This is a genomic window from Sulfitobacter rhodophyticola (genome assembly GCF_041281685.2).
In the GTDB taxonomy this organism is placed as follows: domain Bacteria; phylum Pseudomonadota; class Alphaproteobacteria; order Rhodobacterales; family Rhodobacteraceae; genus Sulfitobacter.
Genome location: NZ_CP166251.2, coordinates 1012356 through 1028006, shown reverse-complemented (window position 1 = coordinate 1028006; position 15651 = coordinate 1012356). Strand labels below are relative to the sequence as shown.

Genomic DNA, 15651 nt, shown 5'->3' with positions numbered 1-15651 from the left:
AGGGAACATGCAGGGCACAATCTATCGCCATTGCTGCAGACCGATCTTAACCGACTGGTGAACATAAAGAAATCCGCCGTCGACGATGGGCAAGAATTCCATGAGCCTCGTTATTGGCTGCACATTCCTACTCCAACATAGGTCTTAGATCGATTCTTAGAGGACACACTCCATGTTGAGACAGATTAAAATTGCCCTTTGGGGTTTGATAGCGGTCCTGAGCGCGCTTTGGTTGCTCGCCAATCTGCCCTTTCCTGACGGCCTGACCATTATTTCGTCGCGCAATCTATTTTTGCAGTATTCTGGTGTGATCGGCATCGGCGCGATGAGCGTAGCAATGATCCTCGCCGTGCGGCCTGTCTGGCTGGAACCTTGGCTCGGTGGGTTGGACAAATCCTACCGGCTGCACAAATGGCTGGGCATCGCGGGTTTGGTGGCCGCGGTCTTGCACTGGCTGGCGGTTAACGCGCCCAAATGGGCCGTGACCCTTGGGCTTATGGCCGCGCCGGAGCGTGGCGCGCGACCCGCCGGAGCCGAAGGCACCGATATTGTCACCATCGAAACGTTCCTGAATGGCTTTCGCGGCACCGCCGAAGGTCTTGGCGAAAAGGCGTTCTACGCCGCCGCGCTTCTGATCGCATTAGCTCTGATCAAGCGGTTTCCCTACCGTTGGTTTGCCAAGACGCACCTGTTTATCTCGGTCGCCTATCTGGTTCTCGTGTTCCACTCGCTCGTGCTGATGGATTTTGACGCATGGACACAACCGGTCGGCATAGCCACGGGACTTCTGCTGTTCGCAGGGACCATTTCGGCGGTCATCGTCCTGACGCGACAGATAGGCAAACGCCGCAAGGTCGAAGGCACCGTCGAGGCGCAGCACAGCTTTGCCGATATGAACGTGCTTGAGACGACAATACGGCTTGAAGACGGTTGGAAGGGTCACAAAAGCGGGCAATTCGCCTTTGTGACGTTCGACAAAAAAGAAGGCGCGCATCCCTTCACCATCGCCTCCGCCTGGGACGCCAGCGATCCACGCATCATGTTCATCACCAAGGGGCTTGGCGATTATACCGACTTGCTGCCAGAACAGGTGAAGACTGGCTCATCGGCGATTATCGAAGGGCCATACGGCGGCTTCACCTTTGATGATACCGCGCCGCGCCAGATCTGGATCGGTGGCGGCATCGGCATCACGCCGTTCATCGCGCGTATGAAACAGCTTGCCCGCACGCGGGGCGAGCAGAGCGTGGACCTGTTCCATACCGCAACGCAGCTTGCCCCTGAAGCCCGCAAGAAACTCACTGCTGATGCAAAAGCCGCTGGCGTGACCCTGCACATCTTAATTGATGGTCATGACGGGTTCCTGACGGGCGAAAAACTGCGGGCCGCCGTGCCGGACTGGAAAGCCGCCAGCATGTGGTTCTGCGGCCCTGCCGGGTTTGGCGACGCGTTGCGCCGTGATCTTGCGGCGCACGGCCTGCCGCGCGGGGCCTTCCACCAGGAATTATTCAACATGCGCTGAGGCGCAAACCCTAGGGGTTTAAAAATGCGAAAACCATCCTTTTTTCAAACCGTTTCACAGGCTTTGCCAACCTATATCGTGGCCGCTGGCGTCGCACTGGCCGAAGCGCCGTTCCCCATCCCTGATACCATGCAAAGCGTCTGCTACGACGCCACGAACGAGATTGTCTGCCCCGCCACGGGAGAGGCCTTTTATGGCCAAGACGCCCAACATCAAGGGCCACAACAAAGCTATTCCGATAACGGTGACGGCACCGTCACTGACAACGTCACCGGCCTGATGTGGGCGCAATCGCCTGATATGAACGGCGACGGGGAGATCCTCGCCGAGGACAAGTTGAGCTATCAAGACGCGCTGGCTGGTGCCGAAACCTTCGACCTTGGCGGCTACGATGACTGGCGCCTGCCCACGATTAAAGAAATGTATTCGCTGATGGATTTTCGCGGGGTCGACCCTTCAGGTTACGAAAGCGAAGACACATCCGGCCTGATCCCGTTCATCGACCGTGACTATTTCAATTTTGCCTACGGTGAAACCGAAGTAGGCGAGCGGATCATCGACAGTCAGATGGCCTCGTCGAACCTGTATGTCTTCGGCACCAATGCTACGCAGGATGCCACGCTATTTGGTGTGAACTTCGCTGACGGCCGGATCAAGGGATACGGCCTTGAACTGCATGGGCGCGATAAGACCTTTTTCGTGATGTATGTGCGTGGCGATACGGGCTACGGCGTGCCCGACCTGACCGACAATGGCGATGGCACCGTCACCGATGCGGCGAGTGGGTTGATGTGGACACAAGCCGACAATGGAATTGAACTCGGCTGGGAAGACGCACTGGCCTATGCGCAGTCCGCCAACGCACAGGTGCTGTTTGGTCATGACGACTGGCGCTTGCCGAACATCAAGGAATTGCAGAGCCTTGTTGACTACGCCCGCTCACCGGACACAACCGACAGCCCCGCGATTGACCCGATCTTCGACAGCACCGAAATCACAAATGAAGCGGGACAGGTAGACTGGGGCTGGATCTGGTCCTCAACCACCCATTCCAACTGGACAGACGAACCCGGCAGCGCGGGTGCCTATATCAGTTTCGGGCGGGCGATGGGCTATTTCGATGAGGTCTGGACCGATGTGCACGGCGCAGGATCGCAACGATCCGATCCGAAAACCGGTGATCCTGCGGATTACCCAGAAGGCGAAGGCCCACAGGGGGATGCGAAACGGATCCTTAATTTCGTGCGCCTCGTGCGTGACGCTGACTAGGCAACGGAGACCAAAGATTGGCTTATATATCCGATTTCGCCAATGGCCACACGCGGCACTGGCGGGCGATCATCGATATTCTGGTGATTGCGGCGCTCTGGTCCGTGTCATCGCTCGGCTATTTTGAGATCAAGGACAAATTGGGCCTGTCCAACGGTTATATGGATGCGCCAGTCTTGTATTCGGCCTACTACCTTTGCTTCACGGGTCTGGCGGCCCTGCTGTTCCGGCACCGCCTGCGCGCATGGCAGCCTCTTGCCCATGGTGTTTTGCCGGTCCTTGCGGTGCTCGGCATGATTGCGGGGTTCACCCTTGTCGTGCTGCCAAACCTGCCGGACATCGATCTGACCCTCGCCCCCAGCGATCCGCCGGAGTTCATGTTTGCCGATGCGATGTATTACGTGGCGAAATCCTTCGAGATCCTGTTTCAGCAATTCCTGATACTGACGCTCGTCCTGATTTTCTTCTCATTCGGCTGGCAGATCCTGTATGTCGGTATTCTGGTGGCAGCATTGTTTGGACTTTTCCACCTATCGCTGATCTTCAATGGCGCTACGGGTTTTTATGTTGCCCGTTTCACGATCGCGGCCACCTGCTTCGGTGCGGTGGTGCCAAGCCTCCTGCTTGCGACCCGCAGTGGTGCGACGCTTTCTTACGGGCTGCACTGGGGGTTTTATGTCGCCGACAATATTTTTACGCACTTCATGCTTTCCACGGCGAAATAGGTACTGTCGCATCGCTCCGGGCCAACAGATCGCGCTAGGGACTGCCGATCTACGAAAGACCGGTTTTTGCGCGACGTTGCGGCAAAGGAAATGGCGCAGATGCGTCTCAAGTCGCGATGCGAGCGCACGCAGCAAAAGAACGTAGTTGCACTTTGGATTTATAGTCAGATTTCGTTGCGGCGACTGGATATGTCCGTTTGAAATCGGCGAGCTGCGTTGTCATCCGCCAACTTGCTTCAGTATTCGATCTGTTGGCCAGCGTCAGAAGGACTGAACGCGGCCATCAAATGAGTCCACTCTCATCGTTCCAAGCGCTCTGAAGTCCGTTTTGTGAAGTGAAATATTGTTCCAAGGTTCAGCTATCTTCTTCGCCGAAAACCTCCAGAGCAGCGTTCAAAGCGTTGATCGCCGCCGGAAACCCACCATATAGCGCCATTTGCCAGATCACCTCTGCGATTTCTTTTTGTGACAAACCAGCCTTGCGGCCACCAGCGATGTTTACCTTGAGTTGAGGCCTTGTCTGTCCTCCCAAGGCAGTCAACGCGGCGATGGTTGCCAAATACCGGTCACGAAGGCCAAGTCCAGGACGGGCGTATTGGCGACCATATGCGAAGTCGACGACGCCTTCAGCCATTCCGGGCAACAAATGCCCGTATCGCGCGTTCAATGAGTCTTCCATCCCTGGGTTTAGCTGCTCGGAAAGCTCTCTTCCGATGTCCGTTGTGTTTTCAGACAAATCGCCACCTTTTTCGATTTCATCAATCATTCCTGTGCCGATTAACCGGTCATTTGGAAGTCTTCGACATTCCGAAATCGCCGCACCAGAAAGTCCACAAATGCGCGGGTCTTGGGGGCAAGATTGCGCCTTTCGGGAAACATAACAACGATATCCGTACTTGGCGGCGCGTATTCCGGCATGACATGGACGAGTTCGCCCGACAGGAACTTCTGGTTTGCCATATAGCAGGGCAGTCGCGCGATCCCAATCCCAGCGAGTGCCGCTCGAAAAACAACATCTGTGCTATTTCCTTCAAAGCTGCCTTGGGCTTCAAATCCGTCACCGTTGGTCGAATGGCCGTGATTCCATAGGTTCCGGCGGCTGTTCCCAGCAATGCTGAGGCAATTATGGTGGGCCAGTTCGGCAAAATTTGTGGGGGTTCCCGAACGCTCAAGGTATTCTGGTGCGGCACAAAGCACGCGGCGACTCTGCATAATCCGCCTGACGACGATATCGGGATTCCTGTATTGTTCGGCAAAGCAGATGGCCGCATCAAACCCTTCGCTTTGAAGGTCGATTTCACGATCGGTCAAATCCAACGCAATTTGGACCTCTGGGTTTTCGTCCATGAATGCAGGCAACGCGGGGATCAATTGGGATTTCCCAAAAGCAACTGTGGACGCGACTTTGAGCTTGCCGCGCGGGATTCCATCCAGATTGTGGATCATCGCTTCGGCCTCTTTGAACTTCTCAGCCATTGCTTTGCATTTTTCGTAGAAATCCTGGCCTTCTTGTGTCGGCGAAACACCTGTTCTCGTGCGATTCAGCAGGCGGTAATGTACCTGATCTTCAAGCAGACCGATCTGCTTACTGACGGCTGAGGGCGTCTGCCCCATTGACCTGGCAGCCGCAGAAATACTGCCCTGTTCCACCACGGTCGCAAAGATCAGCATTTGTGCTGAAATATCCATATCGCATCGCCTACCTGTTCCAATCTGGCATGGGTCCATTGCCAAATCGACCAATTGTGAGCGCTACCAGACGCGCGTACTTCTGCAGTGCAGCATAAATACTGCACCGCAGCAAGTGACGAGGTACTATCATGGCAATAATACGATCAAACAGTGGGCTGGATGTCGTTTTCGAAGCTGGCCGCACGTTCTTTCATCAAAAGATAGACCAAATGCGAAAGGCTCAGGCCAAGCGGAGCGTCTATCGCACAACTTACCATGAACTCTCGGGTCTAACGGACCGTGACCTGCGAGACCTGGGAATCCCGCGCAGCAACATCAAAAGACTGGCGCTGGAGGCGGCTTATGGTTGCTAGTACCCAATCCCACAGTCACGCGTTCGCCGCACCGCTCGCGTTGTTGGCAAGGATCGGGGCGAAAGCACATGCTGGTTTGAAGGCCCTTCAAATGGCCCGGATGCTTTCAACGCTTTCGAGCATGAGCGACCATCAGCTCGCGCAGATCGGCATTTCGCGATCCGATATCCCGAAATATGCCGAAACACTGATGGTGGACGACTGAAGACGCGGTCCACAAGGTCAGAACAATAAACGAAAAGTGCTAGTTCTCGCTCCTCCCGGAGTAAGCCAGCATAAGCGGCGGCGAAGTACCAATAGTTAACGCCGACGCACAGGGCCAGCATTTTCACCTCCTCCCGAAGGTGCTGGCCCAAACCATCCTGTCAAACAGGAGTCCTGAACATGCGAGATATTAGCGCTTCAAAAGATCTGGTCGTCCGTCGCGTCCATTCCGGCGATCAGAATGACATTTGTGATCATTTTCTCCGGCTTGATGTCGGGTCACGGCGGTCAAGGTTCTTTGGGGCCGTCAGCGATGCTGGCGTCTTGAAATACGCGAGAAATGTCATCCGGTATGACAGTGTTGCTGGTGGCGCGTTTGTCGGTGGGCAATTGAGAGGACTGGTCGAACTGAGTGGTCTCTTTCATTCGTGGCCATCAACGGCCGAGGCCGCGTTCTCTGTTGAGACCGATTGGCAAAACATCGGGATTGGCGACGCCTTGTTCGAACAGATGTTTGCAATGGCCCAGAACAGACGCGTGAGAACAGTTCAAATGACATGCTTGAAAGAAAACAGCCACATGCGGCATCTTGCGGCAAAGCACAACGCGCAGCTTTTATTCGACGCGGATGCGGTTGAAGCCGTCCTATATCCTAATTGGCCAACACCGGGTTCCATTGCAAAAGAGATGATCGCGCAAACCAGAGAATACTCACATCTGCTTTTTCGGCAGGCGTGCAAGAACCGCCTGCCCAAAGACAGTCAGTGACCCAGTTGAAAGATCAGGGAGGCTCGTCAGCGACCTGGTCCATGGCGGGCTCTGTTGTGCGGACCAGCCCATGAATGACTGGTTTTCCGGCAGCGTTGCAAAGCAGTTGCCTATGCAGTTGCGGCAAAAGCTATGCTGCGAGCGCACGCAGCAAGAATTAAACACCTCTGCAATGGGTTCCTCTGGAACTTTCGCCACGTTGGTCACGATTGGCCGGATCGAGGCAACGTAGCCGTTCGTTGCAACCCGCCTGAACCATCAAGACGCGGGACAAACCCGACTTATGCAGATGCGGCTATTGCTCACGCAGAAAACCCTAGAACATGCAGCATGATTTGCTCCGCGTTGCAGCCAAAGCCGCCAAACCGGTCATTGCCTCTCTTGCCCGAAAAGTTGAGCAGGCCATTGGCGACGTCGCCCAAATCGCCGAGGGACGTTCAAGAGGATTGAATGACGCTCACCTTAGATGCCTTGAGCCTGCCTGAAATGCCGCCAGGCGACAACTGATATGCCCGCCCATACACCCATGCGCAGGATCATCGCGCCAACGGTGCGCATCTCGAAGGCGCCGCCTTGCATCATGTGGACCGCGAACGCCAACGCCACCAGAGCGGTGCTTGCGAAAATGCCGATTGAAATCCAGACGGCAGGCGGGTGCCGTAGATACAGCCCGACGCCTGCCAGAATATAGGCAAACCCGGCCAGAAAGTTGAACCACAGCACAAAGGGCACGGCATTGCCCACTGCGGCCTGCGCCTCGGCGCTGCCAAACAGGGCGCGACCGCCGGAAAGCACTGTGAGCGCACCAAATGCGAGCGCCACGATGGCAGCTACCATAAGGCTGGTTTTTCGGTTTGAAGCCATATTCCTATCCTTTGTTCAAATACGGTGTTGCCCCGGTAGGTTAATGTTGAAGGACATATGTGCCTGGGGCAGCCGTGAGGACGGGATAGCCCGATTTCGCATTGCCCATATCCGGCGGCGCTGTTCGTTTGCCCGAGCGCGATCCAAGCCATGCAACCCAAGACTCCCACCACGATCCGTCCTGTGCTTCTGTCTCGGCGTGCCACGCCTCTGGATCGACATACCGATCCATCGCGTCCTTGGAGGCGATCCGATAGGTGCGGCGCGGGTGGCCCGGTTCCGAAACGATGCCCGCGTTATGCCCGCCACTCGTCAGCACAAAGGTCACGTCGGTATCTGTGAGCGCATGTATCTTGAAGACCGACTGCCAAGGTGCGACGTGATCCTTTACCGTTCCGATGGCAAAGATCGGGGCGCGGATATCGGACAGGGCGACCGGACGGTCCTCGACCTGAAGCCGCCCTTCGGACAGATCATTATTAAGGTACAGTTTCTCCAGATATTCCGAATGCATCGCATAGGGCATGCGCGTGCCATCCGCGTTCCACGCCATAAGGTCGTTCATCGGCTGACGCTCGCCCATCAGGTATTCGCGAACAGCGCGCGACCAGATCAGATCGTTCGAGCGCAGCATCTGGAAAGCGCCACCCATCTGGGTCGTGTCGAGATAGCCCTGTTTCCACATGACACTGTCGAGAAAGGCCAGTTGGCTTTCATTGATGAACAACTGCAAATCGCCGGGTTCAGTGAAATCGACCTGACTGGCCAGCAGGGTCAATGACGCAAAAGGGTCATTTTTGCCGCGCGCGATTGGTGCCGCAGTGATGGCCAGAAGGGTGCCGCCTAGACAATAGCCCGTCGCGTGGACCTTCTGATCTGGCACAATCGCCTGAATGGCCTCCAGCGCCGCCATCACGCCCAGTTGGCGGTAATCCTCCATCGTCAGGTCGCGATCATCTTCGTCGGGGTTCTTCCAGGAGATCATGAAGACGGTGTGGCCCTGCTCCACGAGATACCGCACCATCGAGTTTTGCGCCGACAGGTCGAGGATATAGTATTTCATAATCCAGGCCGGAACGATCAGGATCGGCTCGGGGCGTACGGTTTCCGTGAGTGGGGCGTACTGGATAAGTTCGATCAACCGATTGCGGTAAACCACCTTACCCGGTGTCACCGCGACGTCCCGGCCCGGCTGGAAATTCTCTGCGCCTGCGGTGGGTGCCCCGGTCATGACGTCGCGCGCGTCTTCGGCGAGGTTCTGCATCCCGCGGATCAGGTTTTGGCCGGCTTCGTCGCGGGTTTTCCGCAGGATTTCGGGGTTGGTGGGCAAGAAATTGGATGGCGAATACATGTCGAGCAGTTGCCGCGTCAGGAATTGCAACTCGCGCTCATGCTGGGCAGTAACGCCGGGAACGCCCGTGACGACGTTGTGCCACCATTGCTGTTGCAGCAGAAAGCCCTGATAGATCATATTGAACGGCTTCATCTGCCAGGCGTCATCGCTGAAGCGGTTATCCTGGGGTAACGGTGTGATACAGGGTTCGGATCTGTTGGAAGTCGTCGCGCAACTGATTGCGAAACGGGTTTGACGCCAGGTCTTGTCAGCGGCCTTCTCGACCAGTTGCAACTGCTTGCCGGGGGCCGCGACCATGTGGGTGGCCCAGTCAAACCAGGCCCCCATGAGCGCAGCGGGAGACAACCCGTGCGTAACCCGGGATATGGCGCTTTGCGCGGTGTGGTTCATCGCGTCGTGCATTGAGGTGGCTGGACCATTTTCGCGCGGTTTCCGAGCTGTCGCTCCCGTCGATCCCGCAGGAGAAGGGGTGTCACCATCGGGCGCTGAAATGAGCCTTGCCACCGCGTTTTGTTTGGAAACGGTACCCTTTGCCACTGCCTTTGAAGAACGATGGCCTTTGCCATCCGCGCGCAAGTGAGTGACCTGATGCTCGCCATTTCCGTTCATGATTGCTGTCCTTTTCTGATCACCCGATCGGCAGGATGAAGGCTCGACCTGCGTATCATCCGTTGCCATGTCTACACGACTCATGAAAAGATAGTAATTGATTACTATCTATTTTCAAACCATACTGGGCCAGCCGGCGGAGATTGGTCCGCATTCAGAATTCGGGGTTCGTGATGCACACTGGAAAATCCAACATTGTCACAGGGTTCCTGTTTCTTACTCTCTTCATGCTTTATGGGTTCGTATTGATCTTTCTGCGCGATTTTGCACCGGGCAGGGAGCAGTGGATCGCTGACTACGGCGTCGGAGTGCATTTCGAATCGCGTCTGGCCCACGCACATGGCAACCTTTTTGCGCTTCTCAACATTGCGGTCGGTTTGGTGCTATTGCGCCTTCCGCCACCCGCTACATCTGGCCGATGGATTTCTTGGCTGGCACTGGCGGGCATGCTCATGCCCGTGGGGATACTGGCAGAAGTGCTGATCGGCGCGCCGCCGCTTTTTGTGATTGTCGGTGGTGTTTGCATGGTTCTGGCAATGGGCTGGCTTGCACTTGCAGTTTGGCGGTTGGAAATGCCGCAATGACAACACACACCCGACCAAAGAACCTGCCCGCCGAGGAGCGTCGCAATGTCACCGTCGAGGCGGTGATTGAACTGGCCGCGACGACCAACCCAGGCGACATCACCACAGCCGCCATCGCCAAACACATGCACCTGACGCAAGGCGCACTGTTTCGCCACTTCCCCAACAAGGAGGCGATCTGGCAGGCGGTAATGAAGTGGGTGGCCAAACGCCTGATGGCAAGGATCGACAAGGCGGCAGAGGGCGTCGAGTCGCCGCTGGCTGCGATGAGGTCGATGTTTTTGGCCCATGTCACCTTTGTGTCCGAACACCCCGGCGCACCGCGCATGTTGTTCGGCGAGCTTCAGGGGGCGAAACCGACACCAGCGAAACGCTTGGCCCGCGCGATGATGAAGCAATACGCAGAGCGCCTGAACCACCTGATCGAGGCCGGAAAGGCCTGTGGTGAACTGGCTGAGGATCTGGATAGTCAGGCGGCAGCCACGCTGTTCATCGGCACCATTCAGGGTCTGGTCATGCAATCTCTGATGTCGGGCGACATGGAAAAGATGCGCGCCGATGCGACCCGCGTGTTCGCTATCTATCAGCGCGGCATAGCCAAGACGCAAAATGACCCCGCAGAAGTTGCCTAAGCCATGTCACGCAAGATTTCTATCATTCTCGTATTCGCGATGCTGGCAGCCCTTTTGGGCTACGCCGGTTGGAAGGTATTGTTGGAACCCAGCGATCTGCCGCCTGAAGGGTTTGCGCGTGGCAATGGACGGATCGAGGCCGATCTGGTCGATATTTCCACCCGTCTGGCCGGGCGAGTTTCGAAAATCACCGTGCGCGAGGGCGATTTGGTGCAGCCCGGTGATGTGCTGGCGGTGATGGACACGACCGAGCTGCAGGCCCAAAGATTGCGCGCTCAGGCTGCCGTTGCCAGCGCCCAGGCGGCGGTGACGGTGGCACAGGCTCGTGTGACACAGGCCGAGGCCACGCTTGCGCTGTCGCAAAGTGAGCTGACCCGCGCCGAAACGTTGAACGAACGCGGCGTCGTCAGCGGCGAGGATCTGGATATCCGGCGAACCGAGGCGCAACTTGCCGAGGCAGGTCGTACCGCAGCACAGGCTGGTGTGGTGGCCAAGCAACGCGCTGTTGACGCCGAAACCGCTGCCCTGCGTGAAATCGATGCACGCATTGCCGACAGCACTCTGTATGCGTCTCAGGCGGGGCGTGTTCTTTACCGCCTGGCGCAGCCGGGCGAAGTGCTGGGTGGCGGTGGCAAGGTGCTGACGCTGGTCAGCCTTGGCGATGTCTATATGGAGTTTTTCCTTCCCGCGAGCGCCGCCCCAAGGGTGCGGTTGGGGGATGAGGCGCGGATCGTGGTCGACGTCATGCCGGATATCGCGGTGCCCGCAGTCGTAAGCTTTGTGGCGCCGCAGGCACAGTTCACCCCGAAACAGGTTGAAACCATCGAAGAACGCGAAAGCCTGATGTTCCGCATTCGTGTGCGCATCCCGCAGGAATTGGTGGCTGAGCGCCTCGCACAGGTCAAAACCGGCGTGCGGGGTGTAGCGTGGGTGCGTCTGGCAGGGCCGGACGGCAGTGTGCCTGACTGGCCCGTGGGACTGACGCCACCTGTCGCCACAGTCCTGCCAGCGCCACAGGATAGCGCGGCTGACGGAAACTGACCCATGAATGCGACGAACACCTCAGAACGGATGGCGGCAAGGCTGGCGGGTGTGAAACACCTCTACGGTAAGGTTCCGGCGCTGCACGATGTGACGCTGGACTTGCCTGCGGGGCAAATGGTCGGGCTGATCGGGCCGGACGGTGTCGGCAAATCAACTCTGATGGGGCTGATTGCTGGAGCCAAGAAGTTTCAGGAGGGTCAAATCGAAACGCTGGGCGGCGACATGAGCAGCGCCCGCCACCGGCGCGATGTCGGGCGGCGGATCGCGTTCATGCCACAGGGGTTGGGCAGAAATCTTTATCACGATCTCAGCCTTCAGGAGAATCTGGATTTCTTCGGAAAACTGTTCGGGTTGGGCAAGGCCGAGCGCGCGGCGCAGATTTCCCGGCTGACACGCGCCACCGGACTTGCGCCCTTCATGGACCGGCCTGCGGGCAAGCTCTCGGGCGGGATGAAACAAAAACTGGGCCTGTGTGCCTCACTGATCCACGATCCCGATTTCCTGTTGCTGGATGAGCCGACAACCGGGGTCGATCCGCTGTCACGCCGCCAGTTCTGGGATCTGATCGACGCGATCCGTGCCGACCGCCCCGAGATGAGCGTGCTGGTATCGACTGCCTATATGGAAGAGGCCGCGCGCTTTGGCCATCTGGTGGCGATGAATGCTGGGAATATCCTTGCAACCGGAAGTCCAGCTGATCTCATGGAGCGCACTGGATCCGGAACTGTCGAGGCCGCCTACGTGGCGCTGTTGGGCGGTGAGAGCCGAGAGTCCGAAGAAACCACCGGGCTCAGCCTCGCCACCGCGGCCGAGCCCGGCCCACCTGCCATCCGCGCCCAAAACCTGACCAAACGCTTTGGCAATTTCGCCGCCGTCGACTCGGTCAGCTTCGAGATCGCGCGCGGCGAGATTTTCGGCTTTCTCGGCTCCAACGGCTGCGGCAAGACCACGACCATGAAGATGCTGACCGGGTTGACGCCCGCCACCGAAGGCGAGGCGTGGATTTTCGACAAACCAGTTGATGCACAGAACCTCGATGCGCGCCGCAGGGTCGGCTTCATGTCGCAATCCTTCTCGCTTTATGGCGAGTTGACGGTGCGCGAGAACCTGTTGCTGCACGCGCGGCTGTTTCACCTTGGCAGTGAGTTGACAACCCAGCGGATGGATGGACTTGTCCCGCGCTTCGGGCTTGAGCCTTATCTCGATCAGGGTGCCGCATCGCTGCCGCTGGGGGTGCGCCAGCGCCTGTCTTTGGCGGTTGCGGTGATCCACGCGCCTGACATCCTGATCCTTGATGAACCGACCTCCGGTGTCGATCCGCAGGCCCGCGATGCGTTCTGGGACATGCTGCTGGAACTGGCACATCGCAACGGTGTGACCATCTTCATCTCGACCCATTTCATGGACGAAGGCATGCGCTGCGATCGCATATCGCTGATGCATTCCGGCAAGGTTCTGGTGTCTGACGCCCCCAGGGCGCTGATCGAGGGGCGTGGCGTCGAGACGCTGGAGGATGCGTTTATCACCTATATGCTGGACGCCCAGCCCCCCGATGCCCCGGCAGACGAGGGCCTGTTGACGGCAAACAGCGACCAACAGCACGCGAAAACCGCGTCGCGGTTCAGCGTGCAGCGGCTGCTGGCCTTCACCACCCGCGAGGCGATGCAGGTGCGCCGTGACCCGGTGCGGCTGGTGTTTTCCTTCGTGGGCTCTGCGCTTTTGCTGCTGATCATGTCCTTCGGCATCTCGCAAGAGGTGCGCAACATCCCCTTCGCGGTCTTTGATCTTGACCAAAGCCCGGAAAGCCGCGCCTATCTGTCGGGGTTTCAGGACTCCGCCTGGTTCTCTGAACGCCCGCCGGTTTCAGGGGTGGACGAGTTGGAAAGCCGGATGGCAAGCGGCGAATTGGCGCTGGCGCTGCAAATCCCGCCTGATTTCGGTCGCTTTGTGCGACGCGGCGAAATCCCCGAAATTGCCGGGCTGATTGACGGGTCCGACACCAACCGCGCCGGAACGGTGGAAAGCTATGTCGAAGGGGCGCATGCGAGCATACTTTCCAGCGATGCGCAGGGAACCCTGGCGTTGAACGTGCTGGCCATGTCCCAAACTCAAGGTGCGACCTCTCCGGCGCAACTGATCCCGCGCTTTCAGTACAACCCGGCGATGGAGAGCCTGCCCGCGATCGGCCCGTCCATCCCGCCGCTGTTGCTGCTGCTGTTCCCGGCGATCCTGATGGCGGTCAGCGTGGCGCGTGAAAAGGAAATCGGCACCATCACCAATTTCTATGTGACACCGACCACCCGCGCCGAATTCCTGATCGGCAAGCAGCTGGTCTATATCGGCATCACGCTGCTGAATTTCGTGATCCTGACGGCGTTAGTGGTGACGGTGCTGGGTGTGCCGCTCAAGGGTGAGCCGTTGGCCTTGGTACTGGGTGCGCTTCTCTATGCGGTGGCGGCGACGGGGTATGGCCTTGTCGTGTCGATGTTGACCAGCACGCAGGTGACGGCGGTCTTCGCCGCGGCAATCCTTTCTGTGATGCCGACCTTGCAATTCTCCGGAATGATCACACCCGTCTCCTCGCTGGAAGGCGCGGCGCGGGTCATGGGCACGTTCTGGCCGACCACATGGTACATGGGCATCAGCGTTGGCACCTTTACCAAGGGGCTGGGCCTGTCTGAACTGGCGGGGCACCTGCTGCGGCTTGCCGCTTTCGGGCCGGTCCTGACCCTGCTGGCCGTGCTGGCCTTGCGCAAGCAGGAGAAGTGATCATGCGGCGGTTGACAAATATCTTCTGGCTTGCAGGCAAAGAGATTAAAAGCGTACTTGGCGACCCGGTAATGGTGATCCTGATCATGTGGTCGTTTGTCGTTGCCGTCATGCTCGAGGCCAGCGGCGCCGGAGATACCGTTTACAACGCTGCCATCGCCATTCTTGACGAGGACGGCTCTGGGCTGACGCGGCAAATCTCCGACGCGCTTGGTCCACCATGGTTTCAGACGCCGGTGATGATCACGCCCGACCGGGTAGCGACCGAAATGGACGCCGGGCAAATCATGTTCGTCCTCAGCTTTCCACCCGGATTCGAGGCGGATGTGATCGCAGGCCTGATGCCCGCCGCGCAGTTGGAGGTCGATGCCACTGCGGTCAGCCAAGCGCAGCTTGGCACCGACTACATCGCAAATATCCTGCTGTCGGAAACCCGCGCTTTTCTTTCGGGTAGCCCGGACGCGCCAGACGCCGCCTTGCGGCTGGAACTGCGCCGCGCCTTCAACCCCAATGGCAATCCGGTCTGGTTCAAGGCCGTATCTTCTTTGCTCAACCAGCTTTCACTCTTGGCCATCGCATTGACGGGGGCCGCGATGCTGCGCGAACGCGAGCAGGGAACGATCGAGCATTTGATGGTGATGCCGCTGACGCCCTTTGAGATTGCGCTATCAAAGGTTCTGGCCAATGTCGTCGTGGTGCTGGCAGCCTTCACGTTGTCGCTGTTATTCGTCGTGCAGCAGGTGTTGCAGGTGCCAATTGCCGGATCGGTGCCGCTGCTGCTTGCCGGAACTGCAATCTATCTGGCCGCCGCTGCCGCCATTGGGATGTTTCTGGGCACATTGGCGCGCAGCATGGCGCAGTTTGCACTCCTGGTGATTATGGTCGTGATCCCGATCATCATGCTGTCGGGCGGCATGGGCGCGGTCGAAAGCCAACCAGATGTCGTGCAACGCCTGACAATGATACTCCCGTCACGGCACTTTCTGGCATTTGCCAAGGCCGTTGTTTTCCGGGGAGCCGGTCCAGGTGCTGTCTGGTTCGAACTGTCCCTGATGGCCGGGCTTGGTGGTGCTTTTTTCCTCGCAAGCCTTGCGCTGTTTCGTCGCGCAATGAGCTTGTCCGGGTGACGCTAAGTCAGTGTGCCACAGCATAGAACTGCTGCGTTACAATTGGCGGCTTGGAACAAAACGAGCAGCTGATGCACACATCAATCAAGGGCGGCTTTGTCCGCTGCCTAACAGGATGAAAATTCACGCAACTGC

General features: G+C 58.1%; 16 protein-coding genes. 12 read left to right on the top strand and 4 right to left on the bottom strand.

Translation table 11 applies throughout. The annotated features are described in order from the left end of the window. Positions 1-172 precede the first annotated feature (172 nt). Genes AB4X18_RS06075 through AB4X18_RS06065 form a run of 3 tightly spaced genes read left to right on the top strand, consistent with a single transcriptional unit; the run spans position 173 to position 3516 of the window. The gene (locus AB4X18_RS06075) at positions 173-1522 is read left to right on the top strand and encodes a ferredoxin reductase family protein (RefSeq protein ID WP_370399246.1); all 1350 of its coding nucleotides are present in this window, start codon (positions 173-175) and stop codon (positions 1520-1522) included. Between the two features lie 24 nt (positions 1523-1546). Further along, the gene (locus tag AB4X18_RS06070; protein WP_432817188.1) at positions 1547-2791 is read left to right on the top strand and encodes a DUF1566 domain-containing protein; all 1245 of its coding nucleotides are present in this window, start codon (positions 1547-1549) and stop codon (positions 2789-2791) included. 17 nt (positions 2792-2808) lie between these two features. Then, the gene (locus AB4X18_RS06065; protein WP_432817187.1) at positions 2809-3516 is read left to right on the top strand and encodes a hypothetical protein; all 708 of its coding nucleotides are present in this window, start codon (positions 2809-2811) and stop codon (positions 3514-3516) included. Positions 3517-3871: 355 nt separating this feature from the next. On the opposite strand, the gene AB4X18_RS06060 is transcribed toward AB4X18_RS06065, so the two are convergent. Together AB4X18_RS06060 and AB4X18_RS06055 are read right to left on the bottom strand one after the other, a co-directional pair. Next, positions 3872-4282, bottom strand: coding sequence for a carboxymuconolactone decarboxylase family protein (locus tag AB4X18_RS06060; protein ID WP_370399243.1), 411 nt, complete (start codon positions 4280-4282; stop codon positions 3872-3874). Positions 4283-4293: 11 nt separating this feature from the next. Then, positions 4294-5205 (bottom strand): LysR family transcriptional regulator, encoded by a 912-nt coding sequence (locus AB4X18_RS06055; protein WP_370399242.1) that lies wholly within the window; start codon positions 5203-5205, stop codon positions 4294-4296. A gap of 131 nt (positions 5206-5336) precedes the next feature. Between AB4X18_RS06055 and AB4X18_RS06050 the strand changes: the two genes are divergently transcribed. From AB4X18_RS06050 to AB4X18_RS06035, 4 genes are all read left to right on the top strand, one after another. Beyond that, on the top strand, positions 5337-5561 hold the full coding sequence (locus tag AB4X18_RS06050; RefSeq protein ID WP_432817186.1) for a DUF1127 domain-containing protein: 225 nt from the start codon (positions 5337-5339) through the stop codon (positions 5559-5561). Between the two features lie 91 nt (positions 5562-5652). Beyond that, a complete protein-coding gene (locus tag AB4X18_RS06045; RefSeq protein WP_370399241.1) occupies positions 5653-5766 on the top strand; it encodes a DUF1127 domain-containing protein in 114 nt (37 codons plus the stop codon). 179 nt (positions 5767-5945) lie between these two features. Then, complete coding sequence (locus AB4X18_RS06040; RefSeq protein WP_370399240.1) at positions 5946-6533, top strand: GNAT family N-acetyltransferase; 588 nt, start codon at positions 5946-5948, stop codon at positions 6531-6533. Between the two features lie 70 nt (positions 6534-6603). Beyond that, positions 6604-6765 carry a hypothetical protein gene (locus AB4X18_RS06035; protein ID WP_370399239.1) on the top strand — a complete coding sequence of 54 codons (162 nt, stop codon included), beginning with the start codon at positions 6604-6606 and terminating at the stop codon, positions 6763-6765. Between the two features lie 230 nt (positions 6766-6995). Here AB4X18_RS06035 and AB4X18_RS06030 read toward each other — a convergent pair whose 3' ends face one another. Together AB4X18_RS06030 and AB4X18_RS06025 are read right to left on the bottom strand one after the other, a co-directional pair. After that, entirely contained in the window at positions 6996-7397 is a 402-nt protein-coding gene (locus AB4X18_RS06030; protein WP_370399238.1) for a hypothetical protein, read from the bottom strand. 40 nt (positions 7398-7437) lie between these two features. Continuing rightward, positions 7438-9360 carry a PHA/PHB synthase family protein gene (locus AB4X18_RS06025; RefSeq protein WP_432817185.1) on the bottom strand — a complete coding sequence of 641 codons (1923 nt, stop codon included), beginning with the start codon at positions 9358-9360 and terminating at the stop codon, positions 7438-7440. A gap of 173 nt (positions 9361-9533) precedes the next feature. On the opposite strand from AB4X18_RS06025, the gene AB4X18_RS06020 reads away from it, so the two are divergent. Genes AB4X18_RS06020 through AB4X18_RS06000 form a run of 5 tightly spaced genes read left to right on the top strand, consistent with a single transcriptional unit; the run spans position 9534 to position 15516 of the window. Continuing rightward, the gene (locus AB4X18_RS06020) at positions 9534-9944 is read left to right on the top strand and encodes a hypothetical protein (RefSeq protein ID WP_432817184.1); all 411 of its coding nucleotides are present in this window, start codon (positions 9534-9536) and stop codon (positions 9942-9944) included. Continuing rightward, a complete protein-coding gene (locus AB4X18_RS06015) occupies positions 9941-10576 on the top strand; it encodes a TetR/AcrR family transcriptional regulator (RefSeq protein WP_370399234.1) in 636 nt (211 codons plus the stop codon). The genes AB4X18_RS06020 and AB4X18_RS06015 overlap by 4 nt, the downstream gene beginning before the upstream one ends. A gap of 3 nt (positions 10577-10579) precedes the next feature. Beyond that, positions 10580-11617, top strand: coding sequence for an HlyD family secretion protein (locus AB4X18_RS06010; protein ID WP_370399233.1), 1038 nt, complete (start codon positions 10580-10582; stop codon positions 11615-11617). Positions 11618-11620: 3 nt separating this feature from the next. Next, positions 11621-14389, top strand: coding sequence for a ribosome-associated ATPase/putative transporter RbbA (rbbA, locus tag AB4X18_RS06005; RefSeq protein WP_432817183.1), 2769 nt, complete (start codon positions 11621-11623; stop codon positions 14387-14389). A gap of 2 nt (positions 14390-14391) precedes the next feature. Then, on the top strand, positions 14392-15516 hold the full coding sequence (locus AB4X18_RS06000) for an ABC transporter permease (RefSeq protein ID WP_370399231.1): 1125 nt from the start codon (positions 14392-14394) through the stop codon (positions 15514-15516). Positions 15517-15651 lie beyond the last annotated feature (135 nt).